Source organism: Sinorhizobium fredii USDA 257, from assembly GCF_000265205.3.
GTDB lineage: Bacteria > Pseudomonadota > Alphaproteobacteria > Rhizobiales > Rhizobiaceae > Sinorhizobium > Sinorhizobium fredii_B.
In genome coordinates this window covers 4,277,779-4,291,626 of the sequence record NC_018000.1, presented here as the reverse complement: position 1 = coordinate 4,291,626, position 13,848 = coordinate 4,277,779, and the positions used below count along the sequence as shown (strand labels likewise).

Sequence of the window (13,848 nt, the reverse complement as noted above, 5' to 3'; positions counted from 1 at the left end):
CCACCGTCCCCGGGCCAACTGGCTAAAACTAGCGACTGGCGAGGCAGCGGGCAGCCGTGCTAGAGGTTGCTGACAACCATCAGGTCCTCCCATGATTCCCGCATCAGCGCCCCCCGTCCTGGGGCCCCCGCCGCGTCGTTTTGCGCTCCGCATCGCGCTGCTCTTCTGCGCGCCGTTGATCGTCAACGGCTTCGCCATGCCGTATTTTCCGGTCTGGCTCAGCAGCCTTTCGATGAGCGATTTCGAGATCGGCGTGGTGCTTGCCGTTCCGATGTTCATCCGCGTCATCACCGCGCCCTTGGCAGGCGTGCTGGCGGACCGGCTCGGCGAGCGCACCATCGTGCTGATCTGGTCGGGCTGCCTTTCTCTTGCCCTGGCATTCGTCCTCTTCTTTGCCAAGGGCTTCTGGCCTGTGCTGGTGATCTATGCCCTGCAATCGGCCGCATATTCGCCTTACGTGCCGATCGTCGAGGCGCTTGCGCTGTCGGGCGTGCGTCGCTGGGGTTTCGATTATGCGCTGATGCGCGTCTGGGGGTCGATCGCCTTTATCGGCGCGACGATGCTCGGCGGCTGGATGATCGGCCTCATCGGCGGCACGATGGTGCTGCCGGCGATGGCGGCGGGTTTCGGCCTCACCGTAGTGATGGCCTGCGCAGCCCCGCGCATCGGCCGTCCGCGCCGGCCTTCGCCAATCACGGCGATCACCGAACCGCCGCCGCAATCGCTGCGACAGCCCGATTTGCAACTGCTGCTGATCGGCGTCACGCTGGTCAACAGCAGCCATGCGATGCTGTTCGCGTTCTCGGCCATCTATTGGCAGCAGATCGGCTACAGCGGCACGCAGATCGGCGCCCTGTGGAGTGCCGGCGTGGCGGCGGAAGTGCTGATGTTCTTTTTCGCCAAGGCAATCATCCGGCGTTTCAGCGTCTGGACGATGATCTTCTCCGGCTGTTTGCTGGCGGTGGTGCGCTGGCTGATCTTCCCGATGGACCTGGGCTTCTCGGGCTACTTCGTCCTCCAGTGCTTTCATGCCTTCACCTATGCGATCATGCATACCGGCATGCAGCACAAGCTGGTCGAACGGGTCGCCGAGGAGCAGGAGGCATCCGCCCAGGGCATCTATTTCTTCTACACGGGCATCTTCACCGCAATTTTCACGTTTCTCTCCGGCTATTTCTACGCCTGGTTCGGCGTCGCCGGCTTCTACTCGATGTCGGTCGTGGCGCTCTCCGGCTGCTGCTTCGCTTTCGCCGGCTGGTACCTTCAGCCCCACAGGCTCGGATCGGGCGGGAAGACCAGGGAGGCCTCGTAGCGGAGACCAGGACTGCGATCTTCCGCAAGCAGCAGCGCACCGTCGAGATCGACAAAATCGGCGCCTTGCGCAACGAGGATCGCCGGGGCCATTGCGAGCGAACTGCCGACCATGCAGCCGACCATGATCTTCAGGCCGAGCGCCTTGGCCTCTTCGCGCATGCGCAGCGCCTCGGTGAGGCCGCCGGTCTTGTCGAGCTTGATGTTCACCGCATCGTACCGCCCGACCAGCGCCTTGAGGTCTGCGGTCGCGTGCACGCTTTCATCCGCACAGACGGGAACGGCGCGGTCCACATGCGCCAGCGCCGCGTCACTTCCTGCCGGCAGGGGTTGCTCGATGAGATCGATACCGGCTTCGGCGCAGGCAGTAAAATGGAAGGCGAGGTTTTCCGGAGTCCAGCCTTCGTTGGCATCCAGGATGATGTGACTATCCGGTGCGCCTTTCCGGACGGCACGGATCCGCGATGTGTCGTCAGCCGTTCCGACCTTGACCTTCAGAAGGGCGCGATGGGCGTATTTGGCGGCCTGCGCCATCATCTCTTCGGGCTCGACAAGCGAGATGGTATAGGCCGTCGTCAGGGAGACCGGATCAGCTATGCCGGCAAGTGTAGCGGCCGACGTATTTCGCTGCTTTGCCTCGAGATCCCAGAGCGCGCAATCGACCGCGTTGCGGGCCGCACCCGGTTTCATCGCCTCCTGCAGTTCCAGCCGCGTCATGCCGGCTTCGATCAGCGGGCGAACCGCTTCGATCTCGCTCAGGACAGAATCGATCGATTCTCCGTAGCGGCCATAGGGCACGCATTCGCCCCGGCCGAACGCCGTGCCGTCGCCGATGCGGCAGGTGACGACGCTCGCCGTCGTTTTCGAGCCGCGGGAGATCGTGAAGGCACCGGCGATCGGAAAGTGTTCGACGGCGGCTGCAAGCGAGATCGACATTGGTGTCCTCCGAAAGGGTCGCGGCAGGCCGCGCAGCCCCCTCGATGCTTGGCGGGTGCTTGCCGGTCATGCCGCGCTGTGTCTTTTGGGTCGCATCGGTCGTACAAAGCGTGCTGTACGGCTTTGAATTTCTAGGCGATTTTGTCCTAAGATCGAATCTGGTTTAAGAGATTATCGAATAGCAATTGAAAGACCAAGATCACGTGACGCGAGCGCCTTCCCAGAATGCTGCCGATGTCGCCCTCGCCGAGGCCGACGGGGGGACCGGGCGACGCTATGTGTTCAGCGGCGACTGGCGACACCAGACGGCAGAAGCCATGGCCAACAAGCTTAAGCGGCTCGGCAAGCCGGCGAGCGGCCGTAACGAATTCGACTTTTCCGGGATCACGGCGATGGATACGGCCGGCGCCTGGATCATCCGCCGCTTCATGAACGGCATCGGCAGCGAGGCCGGCGGGGAGGTTCGCTTCAGCGACGGCGGCGAGCGCTACGTCGAGCTCGTCCGCGCACTGCCCGGAGAATTGCGGCAGCCCGAGCGTTCGAAGCGAAAGGACCCGCTTTTCCAGCGGCTGTTTGCGCCGATCGGTGAAGTGACGGTGTCGATTTGGACCGATACGGTTGCCGCGATGTATATTCTCGGCTCGGCCGTCCGCGGTGCGCAGATGAAGCTCGGGCGCCACGCCGGCGTCTCGCCTGCGGCGATCGTCCACCAGATCGACCGCATGGGCGTGATGGCGACACCGATCATCACGCTGATGTCTTTCCTGATCGGCGCCATCATCGCGCAACAGGGCGCCTTTCAGCTTCGGTCCTTCGGTGCGGAAATCTTCGTCGTCGATCTGGTCGGCATCCTGCAACTGCGCGAAATCGGCGTGCTCCTGACGGCGATTATGATCGCGGGCCGCTCGGGCAGTGCGATCACGGCCGAGATCGGCTCGATGAAGATGCGCGAAGAGGTCGACGCGCTGAAGGTCATGGGCTTGAGCCCGGTCGGCGTGCTCGTCTTTCCGCGGCTTGTGGCACTGACGATTGTGCTGCCGCTGTTGACCATCATCGCGAACTTCGCCGCACTCGCCGGGGCGGCGCTCGTTGCCTGGACCTATTCTGGCATTACGATTCCGACCTTCCTCGGCCGATTGCAGGAGGCCGTCGATTTCTCCTCGGTGGCGGCCGGCATGATCAAGGCGCCTTTCATGGCGCTGATCATCGGGGTCGTCGCCGCGGTCGAGGGGCTGAAGGTGGGCGGCAGTGCGGAATCCCTCGGCCGCCGCGTGACATCGTCGGTCGTCAAGTCGATCTTCGTCGTCATTCTCATCGACGGATTGTTCGCGATGTTCTATGCGGCGATCGATTTCTGAGGTGGGCGGAAAAATGGTTCAGGCGGTCATGGAAAAGCAACCGGAGCAGGCGGCAAGGCGCGAGACCATCCTTTCCGTTCGCGGCCTGACGGTCGGCTTCGGCGACAATATCGTCCTCGACAAACTCAATCTCGACGTGCTGCGCGGGGAAATCCTCGGATTCGTCGGAGCTTCCGGGACGGGAAAGTCGGTGCTGATGCGCACGGTCCTTCGACTGCTGCCGAAGCGCTCCGGAACGATCGAGATCCTCGGCGCGCAGTACGACAAGGTGAGTGATGAGGAACGCATCGCGCTCGACATGCGTCTCGGCGTTCTCTTCCAGCATGGCGCGCTCTTTTCCGCGCTGACGGTGCGGGAGAACATCCAGGTGCCGATGCGGGAATATCTCGATCTACCGCAAGACCTGATGGATGAATTGGCGCGTCTGAAGATCGAGTTGGTGGGCCTGGCACCGGAAGCGGCAGAAAAATATCCTTCGGAGCTTTCCGGCGGTATGATCAAGCGCGCCGCACTGGCAAGGGCGCTGGCGCTCGATCCGGATCTCGTCTTCCTCGACGAGCCGACGTCAGGCCTCGATCCGATCGGCGCGGCGGAGTTCGACGAGTTGATTGCCAAGCTTCGGGACACGCTTGGATTGACCGTGTATATGGTGACCCACGATCTGGACAGCCTGTTTTCGGTTTGCGACCGGATCGCCGTCCTCGGCCAGAAACACGTCCTGGTCGAGGGGACCATCGAGGACATGCTTGCCTGCGACGAGCCGTGGGTGAAATCCTATTTTCGCGGCAAGCGGGCGAGGGCGATCGTGCGCGAGCACGACTGATACGGCAAAGGTGCTAAAATAGTTTCGGCGGAACTGTTGTCGAAGCAGGTGAAAGGGCGGCAAGGGCCGCAGGGGTAGTCGGAACCGATGGAAACAAAAGCGAACTATGCCATTGTCGGCTTTTTCACGGTGTTCGTGATCGCCGCTGCCTTCGGTTTCGTCTATTGGATGTCACAATACGGCCGAAGCGGCGAGATGGTCGAACTCGTCGTCAACATTCCAGGCTCTGCCAACGGCCTGTCGGTCGGCTCACCGGTGCGGTTCAACGGCATCAATGTCGGTACCGTCAACAGCCTTGCGATCGACGCCAATGATCCGCGCTATTCGATCGCCCTCACCGAGGTATCGGCCGATGCGCCGGTTCTGACGTCCACGCGGGCGACGCTGGAAATCCAGGGTTTGACGGGAGCGGCCTATATCGAGCTTAGCGGCGGGCGAAAAGGCGATGAGAACATCCTCAAGAGCGCACTCGAAAAGGGGACGCAGGCGCGGATCCTTGCCGACCAGTCGAGCGTTACGAGCCTGCTTGCGACCGCCGACCAGATCCTTGATCGGGCAAACAGCGCCATCGGCGACATTCAGGGCTTCGTCACCGAAGTTCGTGGCCCGTTGACCGCGACGATCGGCAATGCGCAACGTTTCTCCAGGGCGCTCGCCGACAATTCCGACGCGATCGATCAATTCCTGAAGAGCGTCGAGGAGTTGTCTGGATCGGTCAGCGCTGCGTCGAAGAAGCTCGATGTCACGCTTGAAAGCGCAGACAGGCTGATCAAGTCGGTCGATCCGAAGAAGATCGATACGATCGTGAGCAATGTCGAAGAGGTGAGCAACGACCTCAAGGCAGCTTCCGGCGGGGTCTCGGAGGCAGTCGCCGGCTTCAGGCGCACCGTGGAGACCTATGACCAGTTCGGCAAGAACGCGCAGCAGACATTGAAGCGCGTCGATGCGCTGGTGGCTGCCGTCGATACACAGAAGGTCGGGCTGGTCGTCAACGACATCTCCGCGGCGAGCGCCGATGCGCGCAAGGTCGCCGCCCAGGTGTCCGATTTTGCCAACAAGATTTCGGCCCGCCAGGAGGACATAGACCAGACGATCACCGACTTCACGGAGATGTCGAACAAGCTGAATGCGGCATCGAACCGCGTCGACGGCATTCTCGCGAAGGTCGACGGCTTCCTCGGCGACGCGAATGCGCCGTCGCTTTCGGCAGAGGCGCGCTCGACGCTTGAATCGTTCCGCCGGATGGCCGACAACCTCAACGCTCAAATCGGTCCTATCTCCGACAACCTGAAGCGTTTCTCCAATTCCGGCTTGCGTGACATGGAGACGCTTGTCACGGAAACACGGCGAACGGTGCAAAGCCTGCAGAGTACGATTTCCAATTTCGATCGAAATCCACAGCGCCTGCTATTCGGCGGCGAGACTGTTAAGCAATATGATGGCCGCACGCGGCGGTGATTCGCTTATCATCGGTCGCGGGCGGGTTGCATGGGGGCGGGGAGCCGAACGGCGCCGCGTTGTTTGGGGATAATTGCGTATGGGTTTTCCGGGTCTGGTAGCATGGCGTGGAGCGGGAACGGCCCGGTTTGCTGCGGTTCTTTCATTGGCGACGATGCTGGCGGGCTGTGGCACGCGCCAGGCGGCCAATGATACATTCAGCCTGGCATCGACGCCCGTCGTCGAGCGCCCGGCAGCGACGAACCGCCAGATACTGGTGCCGGAGCCGACGGCCCTGAAGACGCTCGGCAGCGACCAGATCGTCGTTCGCCTTTCGAAATCGGAACTTCGGTATCTCGCCGGGGCGCAATGGGGCGATAGTCTGCCGCGCATGGTGCAGGATCGGCTCGTTCAGACTTTCGACAACACGGGCAAGGTTCGTGTCGGCAAGCCTGGCCAGGGGCTTGCCATAGATTATCAGTTGGTCACCGAACTCCGGGCCTTCGAGATAGCCACCGATGGCCCCGACACGGCCGTCGTCGAGATCTTCGCCAAGATATTGGACGACCGCTCCGGTACCGTCCGCCGGCAGCAGGTCTTTCGTGCCGTCGCGCCGGTCCAGGGCGCCGGCAATCCAGCCTTTGTCGCAGCCCTCGACTCTGCCTTCGCTCACGTGGCGGCGGATATCGTCGGCTGGATGCTCCGGTCGATCTAGCGGCGACAGCTGCTCCGCGTCATCCCGTGCCCGCTTTGGCGCGTTTGATTCGGTTGATGACTTCCCTGACGCCTTCGACACGGCTTGCCGCTTCCGCGGCTCGGACGATTTCGTCCTCCGTGGCAACCGTGCCGCCTAGCAGGACCGTGTTGCCGGTGCAGGTCACCGTGACGTCGGCGGCATCGAGCCCCGGCGCGACGGCGAGCCAGTGTGCAACCCGGCGCTCCAGTTCGGCCGGATGCTCGGGGGTTTCCCTCTCGGGCTCCTGGCCGAAGAATGTGCGTTTCTTGAATATCATGCGGCGATCACTCCTCGTTCCGGAGAAAACGCCGCAGCCTCGGGATTTGTTCGGCTCTTCATTGAGCCGGAGGCGCAATCAGGGCCAGCGCACGACCGGGGGCAGGGACGACAGGATCGACTCGACGTTCCCGCCGGTCTTGAGGCCGAAAATCGTGCCGCGGTCGTAGAGGAGGTTGAATTCCACATAGCGGCCGCGACGCACGAGCTGTTCGTCGCGATCTGCCTCCGTCCATGGCGTGTTGAAATTTGCCCTGACGATTTTCGGATAGACAATCGCGAACGCCTTGCCCACGTCCCGGGTGAAGGCGAAATCGGCCTCCCAGCCGCCCATGTCCTCGGGCGAGTGCAGCCAATCGTAGAAAATGCCGCCGGTGCCGCGCGGTTCGTTCCTGTGCTTGAGGAAGAAGTACTCGTCGCACCATTGCTTGAACTTCGCATGATCGGCGACCGGATGCCGGTCGCAGGTGATCTCCATCGCCCGGTGGAAGACAACCGTGTCCGGGTCGGTCATGAGGCGCCGGCGGTCGAGAACGGGCGTGAGGTCCGCGCCGCCGCCGAACCAGTTGCTGGTGGTCACGACCATGCGCGTATTCATGTGCACGGCGGGCACGTTCGGATTGACCGGATGGGCTATCAGCGAAATGCCTGACGCCCAGAAGCGCGGATCTTCGCTTGCGCCGGGGATCTGGTTGCGGAACTCGGGGGAAAACTCGCCGAGGACGGTCGATGTATGGACGCCGACCTTCTCGAAGACGCGGCCCTCCATCATCGACATGCGCCCGCCGCCGCCTGTGCCTTCCTCGCGGAGCCAATCCTTGCCGACGAACCGGCCCGGCGGACGATCCGACAACGGCCCAGTCAAATCGTCCTCGATTGTCTCGAAGGCCGCGCAGATCGAGTCGCGCAGGCTCTCGAACCAGGCCTTCGCCTCGGCCTTCTTGTCTTCGATGTCTGCAGGCAGCTCCTGCGGCAATTGCGGTCTTTCCATGGAGTTCAGGTTCCAATTTGCGGCATCCCGCAGAGGAGACCGCCGATTCTGTCGCCGCCGTCACAGTCCATATTTTTGGCCGAATGGCAACGGCGGCTCTTTCTCCAAGGTAGTCTACAGCAATGACGGGCCTCGGGCATTTGGTCGTGGCGATGGCTGGCAGGCGCTGGAGACGATGGACTGGCCAAGGGGCGGTGCCCATCCTATCTTTATGATCAGAGGTACAGCCATGGCGAAGATACCCCCAGGACCGCCGCTCGATGGCTTGCGGCGCCAGATCGCCCGACACCGCCGGGAACACCCCGCGCGAGGCGGCAGCCTGTTCGTACGCGAAACCTTCCGTCTCGAACGCAGCGCCGCCCGCGCCAAGGCGCGCGAATGGTTCGAGACCTGGCCCAAGGCCGCCTATTGGACGGAAGTCGAGAGCTGGCGCCAACTCGAGGGCGACGAGATCGAGTTCACGATGCGGCGCCTGCCGAGCGCTGACTGAACGACCGCATTTCCCGCCCGGGGCGAAGACCGCCACATGCGGTCGGTCCGTGAGACAAAAGCTTCCGCTTTGTGATGGACAATTCGTCTCGCCAAGGTCCCGCCGGCGCGCTAGACAGTTGCCGACACTCTTCTCGGCACCCTTTCTGCGTGCGTTTTCACCGGCCTTCACCTCATGCCCGTCTTCCGCTCGGTAATCGTCCTGTCCGTAACGCAAATCGTCGCCTGGGGCGCGATGTTCATGTTCGTATCGGTCACGGCGGCGGGAATGGCTGGCGATCTCGGCCTCGAGCCATCGATGGTCTATCTCGGTCCGACCGTGATGCTGGTGGCTATGGCGCTGTGCTCGCCGCCGCTTGGGACGCTTTATGCGCGCTTCGGCGCGCGCCTGGTGCTCGCGTCCGGTTCGGCGCTCGCCGCACCCGGCTTGTGGCTGCTCGCGAGCGGCGACGGGCCGATCACTTATTTCGTCGCCTGGTCTGTCCTTGGCATCGCTGGTGTTGCAACGCTGACGACTTCTGCTCATGTCTTCCTGACCGAGATCGCCGGCGATGACGCTCGCCGCGCGATCGGAGCGCAGATGCTCGCCATGGCGCTGGCACCCAGTGTGTCCTGGCCCGTCACCGTGTTCTTCGAGGCAGCGCTCGGCTGGCGCGGCACTCTCGTGATCTACGGTGCGATGATGTTGCTCGTCTGTGCACCGCTGCATTTCTTCGGTCTGCCCCGAAGCGAACCGGTGGGCCAGGCAGCTCGCGCCGCGACGGACGGGCAGGAGCGGCCGAAGACCCGTCGCGATCGGCGGCTTGTTGCGCTTATCGTTGCAGCCGTTGCGCTGAACGGCTTCGTCACCTGGGGCTTTCAGCTCGTCGTCATCGACCTTTTTCGCAGTTATGCCGTGCCCGACTATCTCGCGGTCGGCTTCGGATCGGCGATCGGTTTCATTCAGCTCTCGGCGCGGCTTTTCGATTTCCTCGGTGGCAACCGCTGGGATGGGCTGACGACAGGTTTCGTTGCGGCGGCAATCATGCCCCTGGCATTGCTTGCTCTGATCCTCGGCGGGGGCACCGAGGGATCGATCGTACTTTTCCTCGTGCTCTACGGCCTTTCGAGCGGCGCCATGTCAGTCAGCCGGGCGACGATGCCGCTCGTGTTCTTCTCGCCGGCCCAATATGGGTTGGTGATGGCGCGCCTGGGGCTGCCGCTCAACCTTGCCTTCGCCGCCGCACCCCCATTCTTCTCATTCGTCCTCGGCGTAGCCGGGAATGGCTGGGCGCTTTCGATTGCGCTCTTTTGCTCCGTCGGTACCTTGACGAGCATGATGCTTCTCAACCGGATGAGGCCGCTTACCGCTCAAGCTCCGGGTGCATATTCCGCGTCCTCGACGCTGTCGGAGGGATCCATCAGGCGCGGTCCTGCACCTTCGGACCCAAGCACGTCATAGGGATTGCGCAACGGGCAGTCCCGCATCGAAAGGCAGCCGCAGCCGATACAGCCGGTCAGCTGATCGCGCAGCGAAGTCAACTTGGCGATGCGATCGTCGAGTTGCTGCTGCCAGGTCTTCGACAGCCGGCCCCAGTCCTCGACCGTCAGCGGCCGATCGTTGGGGAGCACCGACAGGGCGGATTGAATTTCAGCCAGTGGGATCCCGGTGCGCTGGGCGACCTTGATGACAGCGACACGTCTCAACACCGAGCGCGGATAGCGCCGCTGGTTGCCGCGGCTGCGATTGCTGCGGATCAGCCCCTTCGTTTCATAGAAATGAAGCGTCGAGACGGCGATGCCGCTGCGTTCGGCCACTTCGCCGACCGTCAGCTCGCGCTTGAATTCACTGTCATTTTCTTTTTTCACGGGCGCTCTTGACCTCAACTATAGTTGAGGTTCTATAGCATGAGCTTCCTGTAGCCGACAACTAGGAGCTGATCCCGCATGACAGAGAAGTTGACCCTCGCCTTGATCTACGGCAGCGCGCGGCAGGGCCGGTTCTGCGATACCGTTGCCAGCTGGCTTATCCGCGAGCTTTCGGCATCCGACGTCTTCCGCCTGACGATCATCGATCCGTTGCGGCTGAGAAGCTCCCGCGGCGAGAAATCGGCAGACCCGGCCGAATGGATGAAGCGAAAGGTCGCCGAAGCGGACGCTTTCATCGTCATCACGCCGGAATACAATCATGGCTATCCCGCGGCGCTGAAGGAAATGATCGACGCGGTCTATGAACCCTGGCACGCCAAGCCTGTCGCCTTCGTCTCCTACGGCGGCGCCTCGGGCGGTATCCGCGCCGTCGAGCAATTGCGCCAGGTCTTCGGAGAGCTGCATGCGGTGACGCTCAGGGACGGTGTTGCGCTTCCGAAGGCCTGGTCGAAATTCGACGCTGCCGGGAATCTCTACAAGCCCGAAGAACTGCGCGCGCCGCTGTTCCTGATGATGGACCGGCTCACCTGGTGGGCGCGAACGCTGAAATATGCCCGCAAGACTACGCCCTACAGCGAGATCGCCGCATGACGAGCGCGGCATCTTCGTACGAGGGCGAGCCGGGCGTTCTCGCTGCAGGAACGCGCGGCCGCAATCTCACCTTGCTTTGTGTCAGCGCGTTGACGACCATGTCACCACGTGCCGGTCTGCCGCATCGCCTCGCCGACGATCATGGCGGTCGCCATCGCGATATTGAGCGAACGTTGGCCGGGCGCCATCGGAATGAGGATGCGGGCGTCGGCGCGGTCATGGACATGATCCGGCACGCCGGCGCTTTCCCGGCCGAAGAGAAGAATGTCGTCGGCCCGAAAGTCGAAGCGCGCATAGGGCTCGGCGGCCTTGGTGGAAGCGAGCACCAGCCGCCGGCCGGTTTCCGCCCGCCATGTCTCGAAGCGCTCCCAGTTGACATGGCGGGTGAGTGTGACAGCCGCGATGTAATCCATGCCGGCGCGCTTGAGGTTGCGGTCGGAAAGATCGAAGCCCGCCGGCTCGATGATGTCGACGGCAAGTCCGAGACAGGCTGCGAGACGAAGGATGGTTCCGGTATTGCCCGGAATATCCGGCTGGTAGAGGGCGATGCGGAGGTCGTTCATGAGCCTGTACCGAAGACGCAGGATGGTGCGACGCGAAAACGTGCGAGGCCGTATGGCATCATATTGCCTCGTGATCCACTGCCGGATTGGGCGCGGGAGATTGCGTGCCGCGCTGCCGAATTTCCCTTTGCTAATCTGTGCCGTATTGGCAACAGACCTGATCCCGGTGAAAAAATAGGCAAGAAAACGGCTGCGACAATCTGGCGCAATGGCGGGAATAGAGGTAAAGCTCAATCCTCTTCAACGCGAACCGACGGAGGCATGCATGACCATTCTGATGTTGACCCGCCTCCCGCAAGTAGCCTGGCCGTTCCAGGCCTGACCGGTTCCGCGCCCTTTCATTCTGTCGATCGAATGACGCGTGCTCCGGTTTCCCGGAGGGCGCAGCTCGATTCGGGGCATCCCCTCCGGTTTCGAGTTTTCCGAAGATAAAGAATGCGGGGCGACCCGCCTTCCTTCAAAATATCTGAAGGAGCTAATTAATGTTCGGCTGGTTTGAATCCCGCCTCAATCCCTACCCGCTGGAGGAGCCGACGCTTCCACCGAAGGGCCTCTTTGCCTTCTGCTGGCACTACACCAGGCCCGCGGCGCCTTGGCTGCTCATCATGGCAGTCTGCACCATGCTGATCGCGATCGGCGAGGTGGCGCTGTTCCAGTTCCTCGGCAACGTCGTCGACTGGCTGTCCAATGCCGAGCGTGAAACCTTCCTCGCCACCGAGGGGGGCAGGCTTGCCTGGATGGCAGCCTTGATCCTCATCGGCTTGCCGGCCCTCGTGGCGCTCGATTCATTCATCATGCATCAGGTGCTGCTCGGCAACTATCCGATGATGGCGCGCTGGCAGATGCACCGGTATCTGCTTCGGCAGAGCATGACCTTCTTCGCCAACGAGTTCGCCGGTCGCGTCGCCACGAAGGTGATGCAGACGTCGCTCGCCGTGCGCGAAACGGTAATGAAGATCCTCGACGTCTTCGTCTATGTGGTGAGCTATTTCACGACGATGCTGGTCGTCGTCGCGGCTGCCGACTTGCGGCTCGTCGCGCCGCTTGCCATCTGGCTGGTCATCTATGTCGTGATCGTAACCACCTTTGTGCCGCGCCTGCAGAAGATCTCCAAGGAGCAGGCGGATGCCCGTTCGATGATGACGGGACGCATCGTCGACAGCTACACCAATATCAGCACGGTGAAGCTCTTCTCGCATGCCGGGCGGGAGGAAACCTATGCGCGCGCCGGTATGGAGGAGTTTCTCGACACCGTCTACCGGCAGATGCGCAAGGTCACGCTGTTCCACATATGCGTCTACACGAACAATTGCGTGGCGCTCTTCGCTGTCGGCTCGCTTGGGATCTACCTCTGGCTCACCAGCGCGATCTCGGTCGGAGCAATCGCCGTTGCGATCGGTCTTGCCATGCGCATCAACGGGATGTCGCAGTGGATCATGTGGGAAGTCTCGGCGCTTTTCGAGAATATCGGGACGGTCTATGACGGCATGGGAATGATGACCAAGGCGCACGACATCGTCGATCAGCCGGATGCCGTAGCGCTGACGGCCGAGAAGGGGGCGATCCGTTTCGAGGATATCCGCTTCCATTACGGCAAGGCAAAAGGCGTCATCGATCGGCTGTCGCTCGACATCCGTCCCGGCGAGAAGATCGGCCTGGTCGGCCGCTCGGGTGCCGGCAAAACGACGCTGATGAACCTGCTGCTGCGCTTCTACGATCTCGAGGACGGCGTGATCCGGATCGACGGCAAGGATATTTCAGCCGTCAGCCAGGACAGCCTGCGCTCGCAGATCGGCGTCGTGACGCAGGATACATCGCTCCTGCATCGCTCCATTCGCGACAACATCGCCTATGGGCACCCGGAGGCAACCGACGCGCAGGTCATCGCCGCAGCCAAGAAAGCCAACGCCTGGGAGTTCATCCAGGCGCTCGAGGACAACCTGGGCAGGCAAGGGCTCGACGCGCAGGTCGGCGAACGGGGTGTGAAGCTCTCGGGCGGCCAGCGGCAGAGAATTGCGATCGCCCGTGTCTTCCTCAAGGACGCGCCGATCCTTATTCTCGACGAGGCAACCTCGGCGCTCGATTCCGAAGTGGAGGCGGCGATCCAGGAGAACCTCTTCGCCCTGATGGCCGGGAAGACGGTGATCGCCATCGCGCACCGCCTGTCGACGCTGACCGAAATGGACCGCCTGGTCGTCCTCGAGGCGGGGCGGGTCGTCGAGACCGGCTCGCATGCCGAGCTCGTTGCGAAGGGTGGGCTCTACGCCGATCTCTGGTCGCGCCAGTCCGGCGGCTTCATCGCCGACGATGTCGAAAAGGAGGAGGCGGCGGAGTAATCCGCCGCCTCCTCGCGTTTCAGGGCAAAAGCTTACGCATTTGTAATCAGGCCGGCGGCGGAAACGGATTGCCGTCCGGTCTCAGCCCCCTAT

At 62.5% G+C, this 13,848-nt stretch carries 14 protein-coding genes; 9 read left to right on the top strand and 5 right to left on the bottom strand.

Translation table 11 applies throughout. The features are described 5' to 3' along the window. The first annotated feature begins 91 nt into the window (after positions 1–91). A complete protein-coding gene (locus USDA257_RS20025; protein ID WP_014764785.1) occupies positions 92–1,312 on the top strand; it encodes an MFS transporter in 1,221 nt (406 codons plus the stop codon). Here USDA257_RS20025 and dgcA read toward each other — a convergent pair. Beyond that, positions 1,264–2,247 (bottom strand): N-acetyl-D-Glu racemase DgcA, encoded by a 984-nt coding sequence (gene dgcA / locus USDA257_RS20020; protein ID WP_014764784.1) that lies wholly within the window; start codon positions 2,245–2,247, stop codon positions 1,264–1,266. The genes USDA257_RS20025 and dgcA overlap by 49 nt on opposite strands. A 203-nt stretch (positions 2,248–2,450) precedes the next feature. On the opposite strand from dgcA, the gene USDA257_RS20015 reads away from it, so the two are divergent. The 4 genes from USDA257_RS20015 to USDA257_RS20000 all read left to right on the top strand — a co-directional run bounded on the left by USDA257_RS20015 (position 2,451) and on the right by USDA257_RS20000 (position 6,580). Then, positions 2,451–3,605 (top strand): ABC transporter permease, encoded by a 1,155-nt coding sequence (locus USDA257_RS20015; RefSeq protein ID WP_014764783.1) that lies wholly within the window; start codon positions 2,451–2,453, stop codon positions 3,603–3,605. 13 nt (positions 3,606–3,618) lie between these two features. Further along, entirely contained in the window at positions 3,619–4,428 is an 810-nt protein-coding gene (locus USDA257_RS20010; RefSeq protein ID WP_014764782.1) for an ABC transporter ATP-binding protein, read from the top strand. Positions 4,429–4,515: 87 nt separating this feature from the next. Next, positions 4,516–5,886, top strand: coding sequence for an MlaD family protein (locus USDA257_RS20005; RefSeq protein ID WP_014764781.1), 1,371 nt, complete (start codon positions 4,516–4,518; stop codon positions 5,884–5,886). Between the two features lie 79 nt (positions 5,887–5,965). Then, positions 5,966–6,580: an ABC-type transport auxiliary lipoprotein family protein gene (locus USDA257_RS20000; RefSeq protein WP_014764780.1), complete on the top strand. Its 615-nt coding sequence runs from the start codon at positions 5,966–5,968 to the stop codon at positions 6,578–6,580. A 19-nt stretch (positions 6,581–6,599) separates the two neighbouring features. Here USDA257_RS20000 and USDA257_RS19995 read toward each other — a convergent pair whose 3' ends face one another. Continuing rightward, positions 6,600–6,878: a BON domain-containing protein gene (locus USDA257_RS19995; RefSeq protein WP_014764779.1), complete on the bottom strand. Its 279-nt coding sequence runs from the start codon at positions 6,876–6,878 to the stop codon at positions 6,600–6,602. A 78-nt stretch (positions 6,879–6,956) separates the two neighbouring features. After that, positions 6,957–7,868 (bottom strand): oxygen-dependent coproporphyrinogen oxidase, encoded by a 912-nt coding sequence (gene hemF, locus USDA257_RS19990; RefSeq protein ID WP_014764778.1) that lies wholly within the window; start codon positions 7,866–7,868, stop codon positions 6,957–6,959. Positions 7,869–8,097: 229 nt separating this feature from the next. Here hemF and USDA257_RS19985 point away from each other — a divergent pair, with 229 nt between their 5' ends. Continuing rightward, positions 8,098–8,358: a hypothetical protein gene (locus USDA257_RS19985; RefSeq protein WP_014764777.1), complete on the top strand. Its 261-nt coding sequence runs from the start codon at positions 8,098–8,100 to the stop codon at positions 8,356–8,358. Positions 8,359–8,532: 174 nt separating this feature from the next. Then, a complete protein-coding gene (locus USDA257_RS19980) occupies positions 8,533–9,798 on the top strand; it encodes an MFS transporter (protein WP_014764776.1) in 1,266 nt (421 codons plus the stop codon). Here USDA257_RS19980 and soxR read toward each other — a convergent pair. Continuing rightward, positions 9,708–10,205 (bottom strand): redox-sensitive transcriptional activator SoxR, encoded by a 498-nt coding sequence (gene soxR / locus USDA257_RS19975; protein WP_014764775.1) that lies wholly within the window; start codon positions 10,203–10,205, stop codon positions 9,708–9,710. The genes USDA257_RS19980 and soxR overlap by 91 nt on opposite strands. Before the next feature lie 78 nt (positions 10,206–10,283). Here soxR and USDA257_RS19970 point away from each other — a divergent pair, with 78 nt between their 5' ends. Further along, positions 10,284–10,856, top strand: coding sequence for an NADPH-dependent FMN reductase (locus USDA257_RS19970; RefSeq protein WP_014764774.1), 573 nt, complete (start codon positions 10,284–10,286; stop codon positions 10,854–10,856). Between the two features lie 101 nt (positions 10,857–10,957). Here USDA257_RS19970 and USDA257_RS19965 read toward each other — a convergent pair whose 3' ends face one another. Then, positions 10,958–11,419 carry a tRNA (cytidine(34)-2'-O)-methyltransferase gene (locus USDA257_RS19965; RefSeq protein ID WP_014764773.1) on the bottom strand — a complete coding sequence of 154 codons (462 nt, stop codon included), beginning with the start codon at positions 11,417–11,419 and terminating at the stop codon, positions 10,958–10,960. 482 nt (positions 11,420–11,901) lie between these two features. Between USDA257_RS19965 and USDA257_RS19960 the strand changes: the two genes are divergently transcribed. Further along, complete coding sequence (locus USDA257_RS19960) at positions 11,902–13,755, top strand: ABC transporter ATP-binding protein (protein WP_014764771.1); 1,854 nt, start codon at positions 11,902–11,904, stop codon at positions 13,753–13,755. The last annotated feature ends 93 nt before the right edge of the window (positions 13,756–13,848 follow it).